The following is a 16,874-nucleotide window of genomic DNA, read 5'->3' as shown; positions in this document are numbered from 1 at the left end:
GGAATGTTCCCTGTTAAAAGGAGGAACACAATGGAATACGTAATTGAGATGAATAACATTACGAAAGTATTCCCAGGCATTGTAGCGAATGATGATATTACGCTGCAAGTAAAGCAGGGTGAGATACATGCTTTACTTGGAGAAAATGGTGCAGGGAAATCCACATTGATGAATGTACTATTTGGTTTGTACCAACCAGAGCAGGGTGAAATTAAAATTAAAGGTAAACCTGTAAAAATCACAAATCCGAATATAGCAAATGACCTTGGTATTGGAATGGTCCATCAACACTTTATGCTTGTTCATAATTTTACAGTTACAGAGAATATTATTCTCGGAAATGAACCGAAGAAAAAAGGGAAAATTGCTGTTGAGGAAGCTGCTAAAGAAATTCAAAAACTGTCTGAACAATACGGTTTATCTGTAGATCCATATGCGAAAATACAGGATATTTCAGTTGGTATGCAGCAGCGTGTTGAGATTTTGAAAACTCTTTACCGCGGTGCAGAAATTTTAATATTTGATGAACCAACAGCTGTGTTAACACCGCAAGAAATTCATGAGCTAATTCAAATTATGAAAAAGCTTGTGCAAGAAGGAAAATCTATTGTTCTTATTACACATAAGTTGAAAGAAATTATGGAAGTTTGCGATCGTTGTACGATTATTCGTAAAGGAAAAGGGATTGGAACGGTTGACGTTGCAAATACGGATGAAAATAAACTTGCAGAATTAATGGTCGGACGTCAAGTGAATTTTAAAACAGAAAAAATAGACGCGAAGCCAAAAGAAGAGGTACTTTCAATTGCAAACCTTGTTGTTCACGATGCACGTCAACTACCTGCTGTAAAAGGCCTTGACTTAACTGTTCGTGCGGGGGAAATTGTTGGGATTGCAGGGATTGATGGAAACGGACAAAGTGAATTAATAGAAGCAATTACTGGTTTACGAAAAGTTGAGTCAGGTTCTATTGCAATTAAAGGAAAAGAAATAACAAATTGGCCTGTTAGAAGAATAACAGAAGAAGGAATTGGTCATATTCCAGAAGATCGTCATAAACACGGACTCGTTCTTGATTTTTCTGTTAGAGATAATATAGTTCTGCAAACGTATTATAAAAATCCATTTTCAAAGAAAGGGATTTTAAATTTCAGCAAAATTACAGAAAAAGCAAAGGCTCTTATTGAACAGTTTGATGTGCGTACACCTAGTGAGCAAACGTTAGCACGCGCTCTATCTGGGGGGAATCAACAAAAAGCAATTATTGCACGTGAAGTAGACCGAAATCCAGATTTATTAATTGCGGCACAGCCAACACGTGGTTTAGATGTAGGAGCAATTGAATTTATTCATAAGAGATTAATAGAGCAAAGGGATAAAGGAAAAGGTGTATTACTTTTATCATTAGAGTTAGATGAAATCTTAAATGTTAGCGATCGAATTGCTGTTATTTATGAAGGGGAAATTGTAGCAATAGTTGATGCGAAAGAAACGAATGAACAACAGCTTGGATTGTTAATGGCTGGAGGAACAAAGAAGGAGCAGGTGGGTACAAATGGCTAAAAAGCTTTTAACAGAACGAACGATAAATATTTTAGTCCCAGTACTATCCGTTATTTTCGGCTTACTTGTAGGAGCGATTGTAATGCTAGTTAGTGGCTATGATCCAATTGTTGGTTATAGTGCACTTTGGACAGGAATGTTCGGCAGCGCAAGTGCGATTGGTGAAACGCTTCGTACAATGATACCGCTTATTCTTGCTGGCTTATCGGTGGCGTTTGCATTTCGTACAGGTTTATTTAATATCGGGGTAGAGGGTCAATTGTTAGTTGGTTGGCTTGCAGCGGTTTGGTTCGGTTATGCAGTCTCACTACCAGCTTTCCTTCATATTCCATTATCTATTTTATTTGCAGCATTGGTGGGCGGAATTTGGGGCTTCATTCCGGGATATTTAAAAGGGAAGTTTCAAGTGAATGAAGTTATTGTAACTATTATGATGAACTATATCGCTTTGTATGTAACGTATGACATCATTAAGCGTTTCTTACATGCGGGTAATGACAAAACGTATGATATTAAAGAGAGTGCGTCACTATCTTCAGACTGGCTTGCTTCTATTACTGATGGTTCACGTCTACACTGGGGAATTATTGTAGCAATTTTAATCGCTATTTTAATGTGGTTCTTATTAGATCGAACAACTTTAGGTTACGAATTAAAGTCAGTAGGATTTAATCAGCATGCTTCTCAATATGCAGGTATGAAAGTTTCTCGTAATGTAGTATTCTCCATGACAATTGCTGGTGCATTTGCGGGGATTGGTGGAGCGATGGAAGGATTAGGGACATTCCAGAGTATGACAGCGATGTCTTCGTTTACAGGAGTAGGATTTGATGGGATTGCCGTAGCATTACTTGGAGGGAATAATCCGTTTGGTATAATCCTTTCAGCTTTATTATTTGGTGGTTTGAAAAGTGCTTCCCCTCAAATGAACTTTGAGGCAGATGTACCGTCAGAGCTTATTAATGTAATTATTGCATGTATCATCTTCTTTGTTGCATGTAGTTATGTGTTAAGATGGGCGCTTACACGCATGAGCAAGGAGGGGAAATAAATGAGCTTTTTAGATATATTAGCCATTCTTGTGACGGGTACGTTATATACATCGGCACCTATCATTTTCACAGCACTAGGTGGTGTATTTAGTGAACGATCGGGTGTTGTAAACATCGGATTAGAAGGACTAATGCTATTTGGTGCATTTATTGGAGTCGTTACAAACTTATTAATGGGTGATACTTGGGGAACGATGACTCCGTGGATTGCGTTACTATTTGCGGCAATTGGTAGTGGGTTATTTGCATTACTTCATGCGGTAGCTTCTATTACATTCCGAGCAGATCAAGTTGTAAGTGGTGTAGCCATTAACTTCTTATCTCTTGGTTTAACAGTATTTGCAATTAAGAAGATTTTTGATAAAGGGCAGACTGACTTTATTCAGTATCGTATTGAAAAGATTGATATTCCAGGCCTTTCGGATATTCCGGTTTTAGGGAAAATATTTTTCTCGAACGTACCAATAACGTCATATATTGCCATTATTTTAGCATTCGTTGTTTGGTATGTTATTTATAAAACACCGTTCGGTCTTCGTCTACGTGCTGTTGGTGAACACCCAATGGCAGCGGATACGATGGGGATTAACGTATATAAAATGCGCTATATTGGAGTCTGTATTTCAGGAGTGTTTGCTGGAATTGGTGGAGCGATTTTTGCAATGTCAATTTCTAATAACTTCTCAGGGGCAACTATTACAGGACAAGGTTTCTTAGCTTTAGCTGCTATGATTTTTGGAAAGTGGAATCCACTAGGCGCACTAGGTGCAGCTCTATTCTTTGGTTTTGCGCAATCTCTAAGTGTAACGGGCGGAACAATCCCTGTATTAGATCAAATTCCAAGTGTTTTATTAACGATATTACCATATATATTCACAATATTAGCGCTTGTCGGTTTTGTAGGTCGTTCTGAAGCTCCCAAAGCTTTAGGAACTCCTTATGAAAAAGGAAAACGATAAGTATTTTATAAGTATAAAAAAGCTCGCACATTAGTGTGGGCTTTTTTACATAGAATATATTTAATACGGAATTTTACTATGTTCCTTACATATTAAAGTTTTTAGAAAGAATCATATGTAAGCATAATAAGGGAGAAAAGTTGATTTTTTATTTCTAAAAACTGTATATTGAAGAGGAATATTCCTATATACGTAAAGGAGGGCTATAAATGAAACTAATGGAACAACAACTACATGAGTTAGGTGGTTTGCGCGTACATATTATTCCGACTGATAAATATAAAACGAATACCTTTGTATTTCGTTTTAAAGCGCCTTTAAATGAGGAGACGGTGACAGAGCGTGCCCTATTGCCATACGTATTGCAAAGTGCGACAGAAAAATTACCTTCTGTAATTCGTCTTCGTCAATATTTAGAAGAATTATACGGATCTTCTTTAGCGGTAGATGTAAGTAAAAAAGGGGAAGACCATATTATCTCCATTTATGTAGACATTGCAAATGAAGTTTATTTACATGATGCACCACCGTTATTTGAAAAAGCGCTTTCTATGTTGTCAGATATTGTGTTACATCCAGCAACGGAGGGGAACGGTTTCCTATCTTCTATCGTAGAAAGTGAAAAAAGAGCACTGTTACAGAGAATTGAAGCTACTTATGATGATAAAATGCGTTATGCAAACGAGCGTTTAATTGAAGAAATGTGCAAAGTAGAACCGTATCGTTTAAGTGCAAATGGAAAAAAAGAGAGTGTTATGTCTATTACAAATGAAAGTTTGTATCAATATTATCAAAAGGTGTTAGCGGAAGATGAAATGGATCTATATATTATTGGTGATATTTCAGAAAACGCCGTTGATCTTGTAAGTAAGTATTTTTCTATTTCAACTCGTCCAGTGAGAGAAAGAAATGTACTCCTTCATAGACGAAATAATGAAGAAAAAGAAGTTGTTGAAAAACAAGAATTAAAACAAAGTAAATTACACATCGGTTATCGTACATTTGTCACATATAAAGATGAAGATTATTTTGCATTGCAATTGTTCAATGGATTGTTTGGTGGCTTTTCTCATTCGAAGTTATTCGTAAATGTGCGTGAAAAAAATAGTTTAGCGTACTATGCAGCATCGCGCTTTGAAAGTCATAAAGGTTTATTATTTGTTATGTCAGGAATCGAAGCGAAAAATTATGAAAAAGCAGTTGAGATTATTAAAGAACAAATGCTTGCGATGCAAAACGGAGAGTTTTCTGAAGAAGAAATACATCAAACAAAAAGTGTCATCCAAAATCAAATATTAGAGGCAATTGATACACCACGTGGCTTTGTAGAAATGCTATATCATGGTATTATTTCAGATCGTACACGTCCAGTTGAAGAATGGCTTACAGGTATAGAAAGTGTGACGAAAGAAGAAATTGTAAAAGTTGCTAAAAATATTGAACTAGATACAATTTACTTTTTACAAGGAACGGAGGGAGAGTAAATGGAGAAAATTGTTTATGAGCAATTAAAAGAAACACTCTATTATGAAAAACTTCCTAATGGATTAGATGTATATGTTTTACCGAAACAAGGATTTAATAAAACATTTGCGACGTTTACGACGAAATATGGTTCTGTAGATAATACATTTGTACCATTAGGGAAAGAAGAAATGATTCGTGTGCCTGATGGAATTGCACATTTTCTTGAGCATAAATTATTTGAAAAAGAAGATCACGATGCTTTCCAATTGTTTAGTAAACAAGGAGCATCGGCAAATGCTTTTACATCCTTTACACGAACAGCTTACCTTTTTTCATGTACTTCAAACGTAGAACAAAATTTAAATACATTGCTAAACTTCGTGCAAGAGCCTTATTTCTCTGAAAAAACGGTTGAAAAAGAGAAGGGGATAATTGGGCAAGAAATTCAAATGTATCAAGATAACCCAGATTGGCGTTTGTACTTCGGGTTAATTGATAGCTTGTTTGTAAAACACCCAATTAAAATTGATATTGCAGGGACAATCGAATCTATTAGTAAAATTACGAAAGATTTATTGTATGAATGTTATGAAACATTTTATCATCCGAGCAATATGTTATTATTTGTTGTGGGTGCAATTGATCCAGAGAAAACAATGGATTTAGTACGTGAAAATCAAGCGAAAAAAGATTATAAAAACCAGCCAGAAATTGTGCGTTCATTTGAAGAAGAACCAAATGAGGTAAATGAAAAGAAAAAAATTATTTCAATGCCTGTGCAAACACCGAAATGTTTAGTTGGTATTAAAGCGACTAATTTAAAGGAAAAGGGGCAAGCGCTTTTAAAACAAGAAATTGCGCTTACGTTACTCTTAGATTATTTATTTGGGAAAAGTTCTGTTCATTACGAAACTTTATATAATGAAGGGCTTATTGATGATTCATTCTCGTATGACTATACAGAAGAAAATAACTTCGGTTTTGCAATGGTTGGCGGTGATACGAAACAACCTGATGAATTGGCAAATCGTTTAAAAGATATTTTATTAAAAACAGATTATGATCAATTAGATGCGGCGGCATTAGAACGAGTGAAGAAAAAGAAAATTGGTGGTTTTTTACGCTCGTTGAATTCACCAGAATATATTGCAAATCAATTTACACGATACGCGTTTAATGAATCTAGCCTATTTGACGCATTGACTGTATTAGAAGGACTAACCGTTCAAGACTTACAAGAAGTAGCGAAATTATTGTTATCAGAAGACAAAATGAGTATTTGTCAGGTGTTACCGAAAAAATAAAATTAAAAAGATACCCTCATCTTATCATTGAAAAATTGTAAGATGAGGGTATTATTTAGTTATGTGAAAATTGAACTTGTAGAGATAAGAGAGGGACTTTATGAAAAAGTATGCGTTAGTAACTGGAGGGAGCGGAGGAATTGGCTCTGCTATTTCGAAACAATTAATTCAAGATGGATATACAGTTTATGTTCATTACAATAACAGTGAAGAAAAGGTATTGGAATTGCAGAAGGCATGGGGAGAAGTTATCCCTGTTCAAGCGAATTTAGCTTCTAGTGATGGAGCAGAGCAATTGTGGGGACAAATTGAACATCCTATTGATGTTATTGTATACGCAGCTGGGAAGAGTATTTTTGGACTAGTAACAGATGTAACAAACGATGAATTGGATTATATGGTAGAACTTCAAGTGAAGAACGTATATAAATTACTTTCTATGGCACTTCCGCCTATGATCGGGAGAAGAAGTGGTAATATTGTAATTGTTTCATCTATATGGGGACAAATAGGGGCTTCTTGTGAAGTGCTTTATTCAATGGTAAAAGGGGCACAAAATTCATATGTGAAAGCTTTAGCGAAAGAAGTTTCTTTAAGTGGATTACGTGTGAATGCAGTAGCACCAGGAGCAATTGAAACGGAAATGTTAAGTGTTTTTTCTGAAGAAGATAAAATGGGAATTGCTGAAGATATACCATTAGGTAGAATAGGATTACCAGAAGAAGTAGCGAAAACAGTTTCATTCCTCGTATCACCAGGAGCGTCTTACATAACTGGACAAATTATCGGAGTGAATGGCGGTTGGCACTGCTAAAAAATTCTTACATAAAAAATGAATAGTTGCACAAATTAAGGATGATTTTATTACTCAATAGTGAGGTGCTTAATTATGTCAGTATTAGATAATTTTGATCAGTGGAAGAGCTTTTTAGGAGAACGTTTAGAGCAAGCGCAAGACAAAGGTTTAGATGGCGGTGCGGTATCAGATATGGCGTTTCGTGTTGGCGACTATCTTGCTAATGAGGTAGAAGGACGCAATGACCAAGAGAAATTATTAGCTGAGCTTTGGAAAGTTGCTGATGAACAGGAGCAACATACAATTGCAAATTTAATGGTTAAGTTCGTACAACATAAGTAAAAGTAGAGAGGAGATTCTCCTCTCTACTTTTTTTGTATAATAATTACACAGGGTAGATTATACATTTAGCTTCCCTATTAAGGTGAAATCATATAATATAGTACGTAGGTGTAAAGTAAGCAAGGGGAGTGATCTTGGATGATTGAATGGTATTTTGAATATGAAATACATAAAAACCGACCTGGCTTGCTTGGTGACGTTTCTTCGTTAATCGGTATGCTCGGCATTAATATTGTCACAATTAATGGTGTAGATAATGCACGACGTGGGTTACTTCTTATGTGTGATAATCAAGAGCAAATCTCTAGACTTGAATCAATTTTAAATACGATGGATAACATAACGGTAACGAAATATCGTCCGCCCAAGCTAAGAGATAAGCTAGCGGTTAGACATGGTAGGTACATACAACGAGATGCAGATGATAAGAAAACATTTCGATTTGTGCGTGATGAATTAGGCTTACTTGTAGACTTTATGGCAGAAATTATGAAAAAAGAAGGCCATAAACTAATTGGGATACGCGGAATGCCTCGTGTCGGAAAAACAGAATCCATTGTTGCTGCAAGTGTTTGTGCAAATAAAAGGTGGTTATTTGTATCATCTACTCTTATTAAGCAAACTGTTCGTAGTCAATTAATTGAAGATGAGTATAGCGATGACAATATTTTCATCCTAGATGGAATTGTGTCAACGAAGCGTGCTAACGAAAGACATTGGCAGCTCGTTCGTGAAATTATGAGATTGCCTGCAACGAAAGTTGTGGAACATCCTGATGTATTTGTGAGTCAGTCAGAATACACATTGGATGATTTTGATTATATTATCGAGTTGCGTAACGATTATGATGAAGAAATTCAATATAATTTAGTAGATGAAATTGAGCAAGGTACGCAAAATAATTTCTCTATGTTTGACTTTTAAAGAAATATTGAGGTGTTAGTAGTGACGGAATTGGGACAAAAGCTGAAAGAAGCAAGAGAAGCGAAAGGCTTGTCTATTGATCAGCTGCATGAGATTACAAAAATTCAAAAACGCCATTTAGTGGCAATTGAAGAAGGCAATTATGATGTATTGCCAGGAGCTTTTTATGCGCGTGCATTCATTAAACAATACGCAGATGCGGTTGGATTAAATGGAGAGGAACTGCTCGTAGAACATCAGAGTACGATACCACAATCTGAAAAGCGTGAAGTTCCACAAGTATCAACGGGACAAAAAACACAAGAAACAATGCAAAAATCTTCATCATGGCCAATTGCAGATCACATGCCGAAAATCTTAGTTGCGCTGTTAGTAATCGCAGTTGGAGTGGTAATCTGGTTTGTGTTTCAAGCGTTAACTGGAAAAGATGATGAAAAAGTTCCGAGTGCTCAAAGTGAGAAAATTGAAGTTCAAAAAGCGAAAGATTCTCCGTTAGATACGAAGAAAGATGAAGTGAAAGCGGAAGAGCCAAAAAAAGAGGAACCAAAGAAAGAAGAACCAAAGAAAGAGGAGCAACCAGCACAACCAACTGGACAGCAAGAAGTGAAAGTAGTTGGAACAACTGGAAAAGTATCTACTTTGGAAATTCATAATAATAAAACATTAGAACTGGAATTATCGGGTAAAGGTGCGAGTTATGTAGATGTTAAAGATGATGCTGGGAATGTGATTCTAAACGCTACAGTACAAGAGGGCCAAATAGAAAAACGTGATGTATCAACATTAAAAGAAGTGCGACTTAATATTGGAAATGCAACGAATGTTGAAGTTAAACTGAATGGCCAAGTGGTCGCTTATCCATTGGATCCAGAAAAAGAACTTCACCAAAGATTGGTGATAAAAAACCAAGGGATAGAGCAACCTGCACAATAACAGTCATCGCTTCGATGACTTTTTTTCGATGAACAAATGTTTTTGATATGATGGAGGAATAGCTGTGAATTTACCAAATAAAATTACAATATCTAGAATCTTCTTAATTCCAATTTTTATGGTAATTATGTTAGCACCCTTTGATTGGGGTTCATACAAAATTGGTGATGTTGATTTACCGATTCAACATTTAGTGGGGGCACTTATCTTTATCATTGCTTCAGCTACAGATTGGATTGATGGACATTACGCAAGAAAATATAATCTTGTAACGAATTTAGGGAAGTTTCTTGACCCGTTAGCTGATAAATTACTTGTTTCGGCAGCACTTATTACATTGGTAGAGATGCAATATGTACCGGCTTGGATTGTTATTGTAATTATCAGTCGTGAGTTTGCGGTAACTGGTTTACGTCTTGTACTTGCTGGAACAGGGGAAGTAGTTGCAGCAAACCAGCTAGGAAAAATTAAGACATGGACACAAATTATTGCGATTGCAGCATATTTATTACACGATGTACCTTTAAATTTAATCCATATTCCAGTTGCGGATATCTTCATATGGATTGCATTAATCTTTACTGTTATTTCAGGATGGGATTATTTCTGGAAAAATAGAGCTGCTTTTGTAAACTCAAAATAGAAGTTTATGGGGGAATTGGGATGAATGCTGAGATTATTGCGGTTGGAACTGAATTATTACTTGGACAAATTGCAAATACAAATGCCCAGTTTTTATCTGAAAAGTTAGCTTCAATCGGAATTAACGTGTACTATCATACTGTTGTTGGTGATAATAATAAGCGATTGCAAAAGGCGATTGAAGCTGCGGAAGAACGTGCTGATATACTTATTTTTACAGGTGGATTAGGACCGACAAAAGATGATTTAACGAAAGAAACGATAGCTGCTAGTTTAGATGAAGAGCTTGTGTATGATGAAAAGGCATTAGCCTTAATAAGTAATTACTTTAAGCGTACAGGCCGTGAATTTACGGAGAATAATAAAAAGCAAGCGCTCGTTTTAAATGGAGCAACAGTATTTGCAAATGACCACGGTATGGCGCCGGGTATGGGGGTAAATAAGAACGGAAAAGTTTATATTTTATTACCAGGGCCGCCAAAAGAAATGAAACCAATGTATGTAAGTTACGTAGAGCCTTTTTTACGTAATTTTACAACAGGAGAAAACATTTATTCTCGTGTGCTTCGTTTCTTCGGCATTGGGGAGTCCCAATTAGAGGTGAAAGTTCAAGATTTAATTGATGGACAAACAAACCCAACAATTGCCCCGTTAGCAAATGATGGAGAAGTGACATTACGTTTAACCGCTAAGCATCAAAATGTTAGCGAAGCGGAGAAACTAATTCAACATGTGGAAGATTTGATTTTAGAAAGAGTAGGAGAATTTTTCTACGGATATGACCAAGAATTTTTGCATTATAAGGCAATCGAGTTATTGAAGAGAAAAGGGTTAACTTTAGCGTGTGCAGAAAGTTTAACAGGTGGTCTTTTTGGAAATCAAGTAACTGAAACCGCTGGTGTTTCTTCTGTGTTTAAAGGCGGTGTCATTTGTTATCATAATGATGTGAAGCAATATGTTTTACGTGTGCCTGAAGAAGTGTTGCATACTGATGGTGCAGTTAGTAAAGAATGTGCTCGTTATCTTGCTGAAAATGTTAAGGATGTACTAAAAGCGGATATTGGAATTAGTTTCACTGGGGTAGCAGGGCCAGATGCTTCAGAACAGAAAGAACCAGGAACAGTATTTGTTGGGCTTTCGATTAAGGATGAACCAACTGTAGTCTTTCCTCTTAATTTAAGCGGAAGTCGTCAACAAATTAGAGAACGAACAGCAAAATATGGATTTTATCATTTATATAAAAAGCTAGAAGAGATATAAGTTTCTTCTAGTTTTTTTACGGTTAAATTTAGATATTATTTGATAGAAAATAAAAAAATCGAATAAATGTTCGATTTTTGTTGGCAAATTGAATTGAAAATAGGTATAATAAGATTAGCAATTCAGTTAAGGAGGAATTTTGAATGAGTGATCGTCAAGCAGCGTTAGATATGGCGTTAAAACAAATAGAGAAGCAATTCGGTAAAGGTTCAATTATGAAATTAGGAGAACAAGCGGAGCGTAGAGTTTCTACGGTTTCTAGTGGTTCTTTAGCACTTGATGTGGCACTAGGGGTAGGCGGATATCCACGTGGCCGTATTATCGAAATTTACGGACCTGAAAGTTCAGGTAAAACGACAGTTTCATTACATGCAATTGCAGAAGTACAACGTCAAGGTGGACAAGCAGCATTCATCGATGCGGAGCACGCAATGGATCCTGTATATGCACAAAAATTAGGCGTTAACATAGATGAATTACTATTATCACAGCCTGATACAGGGGAGCAAGGATTAGAAATCGCGGAAGCACTTGTACGAAGTGGTGCGGTTGACATTATCGTAATTGACTCTGTAGCAGCTCTTGTACCGAAAGCAGAGATTGAAGGCGACATGGGTGACTCACACGTAGGTTTACAAGCACGTTTAATGTCACAAGCACTTCGTAAGCTTTCAGGAGCAATCAACAAATCAAAAACAATTGCAATCTTTATTAACCAAATTCGTGAAAAAGTTGGGGTTATGTTCGGAAACCCAGAAACAACTCCAGGTGGTCGTGCGTTGAAATTCTATTCAACTGTTCGTCTTGAAGTGCGTCGTGCGGAGCAATTAAAGCAAGGTAACGACATCGTTGGTAATAAAACAAAAGTAAAAGTAGTGAAAAATAAAGTAGCACCACCATTCCGTGTTGCTGAAGTTGATATTATGTACGGAGAAGGTATTTCAAGAGAAGGTGAAATCTTGGATATGGCTTCTGAGCTTGATATCGTTCAAAAGAGCGGTGCTTGGTATTCTTATAATGAAGAACGCCTAGGACAAGGTCGTGAAAATTCGAAGCAGTTCTTAAAAGAAAATACAGATTTAAGAGAAGAAATTGCTTTCTTTATTCGTGAGCATCACGGAATTAGTGAAGATTCTGGTGCTGAGGGCGCAGAAGATTCAACTCTTCTTGATTAAAAAAATAAAAGACACGGCCTCGTGTCTTTTATTTTTTTATCTACTATTAAGGAGCATAATACTATAGATAAAAAATATTTTTTTACTTCAAATGCGTTGTGTAAAGAGGGATATTTAAATATTTTAAGTAAAAGAAATGGGAATTACTAAGGTTTTCCAGTATAGTAGGCTCCTTACTTTTAAAATTTAGGTCACATTCAAGGCTGAAGGCAAAGAAAGTAAAAGTAGACAACGCTTGACAATGAAAATTACGATAGATACAATGAGAATGTATATTTTTTCTTATATACAATATACTCTTCTCAAGAAGAGAAGTAATATTCGGAGTAAGGTTTAAATCTTACCGAAATAATAATATGACATTTTAATTGTGAAATGAAGAAAGTCCCTTAAAAAAGCGGGACGACGGTCTTTGCTGTATGTTGTAATTCAATGTACATGCCGACAGTCTTTTTTCATTCATAGCAAGGGGAGGTGAAATCATGACGAGTACAGTTTGGATACTCATCTCCATTTTGCTTGCAACAGTCGGTGCAGTTGTTGGCTTTTTTGTTCGAAAGTCTATTGCTGAAGCGAAGATTAATGGTGCGGCTAATGAAGCGAGACGTATTTTAGACGAAGCGAATCGTGATGCTGAAGCACTTAAGAAAGAAGCGCTTTTAGAAGCAAAGGATGAAATTCATACACTTCGTACAGAAGCTGAATTAGAAATTCGTGACCGTAGAAGCGAATTACAAAAACAAGAAAATCGTTTAATGCAAAAAGAAGAGAACCTTGATCGTAAAGACGAAACGCTCGATAAACGCGAGCAACAGTTAGAGAAGAAAGAGGAATCTCTTGTAGCGAGACAACAACAGATTGAAGAGTTGGAAAGCAAAGTGGGAGAGTTAGTTCAAAAGCAACAAACAGAATTAGAGCGCATTTCCAATCTGACACGCGAACAAGCGAAAGCAATTATTCTTGGTAAAGTAGAAAGTGAAGTTTCTCATGAAATCGCTGTTATGGTAAAAGAAAGTGAAGTTCGCGCGAAAGAAGAAGCGGATAAGAAAGCAAAAGAGATTTTATCTCTTGCAATGCAAAGATGTGCAGCTGATCATGTTGCTGAAACAACCGTTTCGGTTGTAAATCTTCCAAATGACGAAATGAAGGGACGTATTATCGGGCGTGAAGGTCGTAATATTCGTACGTTAGAAACGTTAACGGGTATTGACTTAATTATCGATGATACACCAGAGGCAGTAATCCTTTCTGGATTCGACCCAATTCGTCGTGAAACAGCTCGTATCGCTCTTGATAAACTAGTACAGGACGGACGTATTCATCCAGCGCGTATTGAAGAGATGGTCGAAAAATCAAGACGTGAAGTGGACGAGTATATTCGCGAAGTCGGAGAGCAAACAACGTTTGAAGTGGGTGTTCATGGATTACATCCAGATTTAATTAAAATTTTAGGTCGTTTAAAATACCGTACAAGTTATGGTCAAAACGTCTTAAAACACTCTATGGAAGTTGCATATTTAACTGGACTTATGGCGGCAGAGCTTGGCGAGGATGAAAAACTAGCAAGACGTGCAGGTCTATTACATGATATCGGAAAAGCGATTGACCATGAAGTAGAAGGAAGCCACGTTGAAATTGGTGTTGAACTTGCAACGAAATATAAAGAGCATCCTGTAGTTATAAACAGTATCGCATCTCACCATGGTGACACAGAACCAACTTCTATCATTGCAGTTTTAGTTGCAGCAGCAGATGCTTTATCAGCTGCAAGACCGGGAGCTCGTAGTGAAACACTTGAAAACTATATTCGTCGTCTTGAAAAGTTAGAAGAGATTTCAGAGTCTTATGAAGGCGTTGAAAAGTCATTTGCAATTCAAGCAGGACGTGAAGTTCGTATTTTGGTAAAACCAGATACAATCGATGACTTAGAAGCTCATCGTTTAGCTCGTGATATCCGAAAACGTATTGAAAATGAACTGGATTACCCAGGACATATTAAAGTAACTGTTATTCGTGAAACACGTGCAGTGGAATACGCAAAATAAAGTGGTGAAACACCACTTTATTTTTTTGTGTTGGAATTGGATAAAATAAAGACAGTTAGTTATATAGTATAAAAGTGAAACAAACTTATAATAAACATATTATAAGGAATTTACTTGATGCTATAGCAATAAAAAATGCAGTACATAGAAAGGGTAAGACATATGAGAATATTATTTGTTGGGGATGTAGTAGGATCTCCTGGTAGAGGTATGATTCAACAATACGTACCGGCATTAAAGAAAAAATATACACCTACAGTAACAATCATTAATGGAGAAAACGCAGCAGGTGGCCGTGGGATTACAGAAAAAATATATCGAAACTTTTTAGAATGTGGGGCGCAAGCAGTTACACTTGGAAACCACGCTTGGGATAATCGTGAAGTATTTGAATTCATCGATGATGCAAAATATCTTGCAAGACCAGCTAACTTCCCAGAAGGAACTCCAGGAAAAGGACTTATCTTTGTGAACTGTAATGGAACAGAAGTTGCAGTTATTAACTTACAAGGACGTACTTTCCTTCCTCCGATTGATTGTCCATTCCGTAAAGTGGATGAATTAATTAATATTGCGAAAAAACGTACGAATATTATCTTTGTTGACTTCCATGCGGAAACTACAAGTGAAAAACAAGCGCTAGGTTGGTATGTAGATGGACGTGCTACAGCAGTAGTAGGTACGCATACGCATGTCCCTACAGCAGATAACCGTATTTTACCAAGCGGAACGGCATACATTACAGATGTTGGAATGACAGGGCCGTATGATGGAATATTAGGTATGGATAGAGAAGCAGTATTGAAGAAGTTTTTAACAAACTTACCAGTACGATTTGAAGTAACAAATGGTAGAACGCAATTAAGTGCAGTGTTAATTGATGTGGATCCAAATACAGGAAAAGCAAAGAAAATTGAACGTATTTTAATTAATGACGATCAACCATTTTTTGAGTAAATTCCCGTTAAATTTTAGATAAGTTATTATATTTTAATTTTTTAGAAAAATTACGAAATTTTAGCAGGAATACGCGCCATTCCTCGTGAATATAAGTTAAAGTGAAATAATTGCTAATACTTTTTAAAGAAACGAGGAGGAAACGCGGAATGGAAATATTAAAAGTTAAAGCAACGTCGGTCCCTAATTCTGTAGCTGGTGCACTTGCAGGTGTTATTCGCGAACGCGGAACAGCAGAAATTCAAGCTATTGGTGCAGGTGCATTGAACCAAGCGGTAAAGGCAGTAGCAATCGCAAGAGGATTTGTAGCGCCTAGTGGTTTGGACCTGATTTGTATCCCAGCGTTTACAGATATTATGATTGATGGCGAAGAGCGTACAGCAATAAAATTAATTGTAGAACCTCGTTAAGTTTTAAACAACCTGTTTGCAGTATGCAAACAGGTTGTTTTTATAATGGAGGAATGAAAATGAAAATTTTTGATGCTCATTGTGACGTGCTTCTTCAGTTATGGAGTGCACAAGGGAAAAGGAATTTTAACGATGATTCACAATTACATATTACATTTGAACAGTTAAAGAGAAGAAAAGGAAGTATACAATGTTTTGCTATATATGTACCAGAAACAGTGGCATATGAAAACCGATTTGAAGCAGCATTACAAATGGTAGATATTTTTTATAATGAAATTTTATCCCTACCAGGTGTAAAGTTTATTCAGACAAAAGATGATATTAACATGTTAAAACAGGACGAGGTTGGAGCGATATTAACACTAGAAGGATGCGAAGTAATTGGAAAAGAAGCAATGAAATTACGGTTGTTGTATCGCCTAGGAGTACGTTCTTTTGGACTAACATGGAATTATGCCAATCTCTTAGCTGATGGTGCGCTAGAGACACGTGGGGCGGGTTTAACGAATTTTGGTAAACAGGTTGTACAAGAACTGAATGCGCTACATGTATGGACTGATGTGTCTCATCTGAATGAAAGAAGTTTTTGGGATGTTATAGAGATTGCAAAAAATCCTATTGCTTCCCACTCAAATTGTATGAAACTTTGCGAGCACCCACGTAATTTAAACGATGAACAACTTAAAGCTCTTATAAAGAAAAATGGCATGATCGGTGTCACTTTTGTACCGCAGTTTCTAACGAATGAAAATGAAGCAAATATAACAGATATAGTAAGACATATCGAATATATTTGTTCATTAGGTGGAGAGTACAATATAGGATTTGGTTCAGATTTTGATGGGATTTTAGAAACAGTTGTAAATGTATCAGTTTATCGAGATTATGAAAATGTAATGAATGAGCTTTGTAAACACTATGCTACATCTACTGTAGAACGATTTTTATATGATAATTTTGTAGAACATATGAGTTTTTAAGTTTCGGTTTAAAATTCAGAAAAATTAAAATTAATTCATTTGATTTTATTGCTTTTTTTAAG

Annotated in this window: 16 protein-coding genes; all 16 read left to right on the top strand. The window is 36.3% G+C overall.

The features are described from left to right. Positions 1–30: 30 nt before the first annotated feature. The 16 genes from GD442_RS17960 (at position 31) to GD442_RS17885 (ending at position 16,812) form a co-directional block, all read left to right on the top strand. Entirely contained in the window at positions 31–1,563 is a 1,533-nt protein-coding gene (locus GD442_RS17960; RefSeq protein ID WP_000456914.1) for an ABC transporter ATP-binding protein, read from the top strand. Further along, on the top strand, positions 1,556–2,614 hold the full coding sequence (locus GD442_RS17955) for an ABC transporter permease (protein WP_001085254.1): 1,059 nt from the start codon (positions 1,556–1,558) through the stop codon (positions 2,612–2,614). The genes GD442_RS17960 and GD442_RS17955 overlap by 8 nt, the downstream gene beginning before the upstream one ends. Further along, on the top strand, positions 2,615–3,574 hold the full coding sequence (locus GD442_RS17950; protein WP_000008856.1) for an ABC transporter permease: 960 nt from the start codon (positions 2,615–2,617) through the stop codon (positions 3,572–3,574). 209 nt (positions 3,575–3,783) lie between these two features. Further along, entirely contained in the window at positions 3,784–5,058 is a 1,275-nt protein-coding gene (gene yfmF / locus GD442_RS17945) for an EF-P 5-aminopentanol modification-associated protein YfmF (protein ID WP_000772418.1), read from the top strand. Next, on the top strand, positions 5,059–6,345 hold the full coding sequence (gene yfmH / locus GD442_RS17940; RefSeq protein ID WP_000411976.1) for an EF-P 5-aminopentanol modification-associated protein YfmH: 1,287 nt from the start codon (positions 5,059–5,061) through the stop codon (positions 6,343–6,345). Between the two features lie 100 nt (positions 6,346–6,445). After that, positions 6,446–7,159 (top strand): elongation factor P 5-aminopentanone reductase, encoded by a 714-nt coding sequence (ymfI, locus tag GD442_RS17935; protein ID WP_000759604.1) that lies wholly within the window; start codon positions 6,446–6,448, stop codon positions 7,157–7,159. A gap of 75 nt (positions 7,160–7,234) precedes the next feature. Next, the gene (locus GD442_RS17930; protein WP_000114450.1) at positions 7,235–7,483 is read left to right on the top strand and encodes a DUF3243 domain-containing protein; all 249 of its coding nucleotides are present in this window, start codon (positions 7,235–7,237) and stop codon (positions 7,481–7,483) included. A gap of 138 nt (positions 7,484–7,621) precedes the next feature. Further along, on the top strand, positions 7,622–8,407 hold the full coding sequence (locus GD442_RS17925) for a DUF3388 domain-containing protein (protein WP_000574107.1): 786 nt from the start codon (positions 7,622–7,624) through the stop codon (positions 8,405–8,407). A gap of 21 nt (positions 8,408–8,428) precedes the next feature. Then, positions 8,429–9,340 (top strand): helix-turn-helix domain-containing protein, encoded by a 912-nt coding sequence (locus GD442_RS17920; RefSeq protein ID WP_000137461.1) that lies wholly within the window; start codon positions 8,429–8,431, stop codon positions 9,338–9,340. Positions 9,341–9,404: 64 nt separating this feature from the next. Next, positions 9,405–9,983: a CDP-diacylglycerol--glycerol-3-phosphate 3-phosphatidyltransferase gene (gene pgsA / locus GD442_RS17915; RefSeq protein ID WP_001052967.1), complete on the top strand. Its 579-nt coding sequence runs from the start codon at positions 9,405–9,407 to the stop codon at positions 9,981–9,983. 20 nt (positions 9,984–10,003) lie between these two features. Beyond that, complete coding sequence (cinA, locus tag GD442_RS17910) at positions 10,004–11,242, top strand: competence/damage-inducible protein CinA (RefSeq protein WP_000990692.1); 1,239 nt, start codon at positions 10,004–10,006, stop codon at positions 11,240–11,242. Between the two features lie 143 nt (positions 11,243–11,385). Beyond that, on the top strand, positions 11,386–12,417 hold the full coding sequence (recA, locus tag GD442_RS17905; RefSeq protein ID WP_001283860.1) for a recombinase RecA: 1,032 nt from the start codon (positions 11,386–11,388) through the stop codon (positions 12,415–12,417). A 482-nt stretch (positions 12,418–12,899) separates the two neighbouring features. After that, positions 12,900–14,462 carry a ribonuclease Y gene (rny, locus tag GD442_RS17900; RefSeq protein ID WP_000204911.1) on the top strand — a complete coding sequence of 521 codons (1,563 nt, stop codon included), beginning with the start codon at positions 12,900–12,902 and terminating at the stop codon, positions 14,460–14,462. A gap of 162 nt (positions 14,463–14,624) precedes the next feature. Further along, positions 14,625–15,419 (top strand): TIGR00282 family metallophosphoesterase, encoded by a 795-nt coding sequence (locus GD442_RS17895; protein WP_001221095.1) that lies wholly within the window; start codon positions 14,625–14,627, stop codon positions 15,417–15,419. 149 nt (positions 15,420–15,568) lie between these two features. After that, positions 15,569–15,829: a stage V sporulation protein SpoVS gene (spoVS, locus tag GD442_RS17890; RefSeq protein WP_000404341.1), complete on the top strand. Its 261-nt coding sequence runs from the start codon at positions 15,569–15,571 to the stop codon at positions 15,827–15,829. Between the two features lie 59 nt (positions 15,830–15,888). Then, complete coding sequence (locus GD442_RS17885; protein WP_000688048.1) at positions 15,889–16,812, top strand: dipeptidase; 924 nt, start codon at positions 15,889–15,891, stop codon at positions 16,810–16,812. The last annotated feature ends 62 nt before the right edge of the window (positions 16,813–16,874 follow it).

This window comes from Bacillus sp. A260, assembly GCF_009861435.1.
GTDB lineage: Bacteria > Bacillota > Bacilli > Bacillales > Bacillaceae_G > Bacillus_A > Bacillus_A cereus.
The sequence above is the reverse complement of the archived record's forward strand: the minus strand, read 5'-3'. Positions and strand labels throughout refer to the sequence as shown.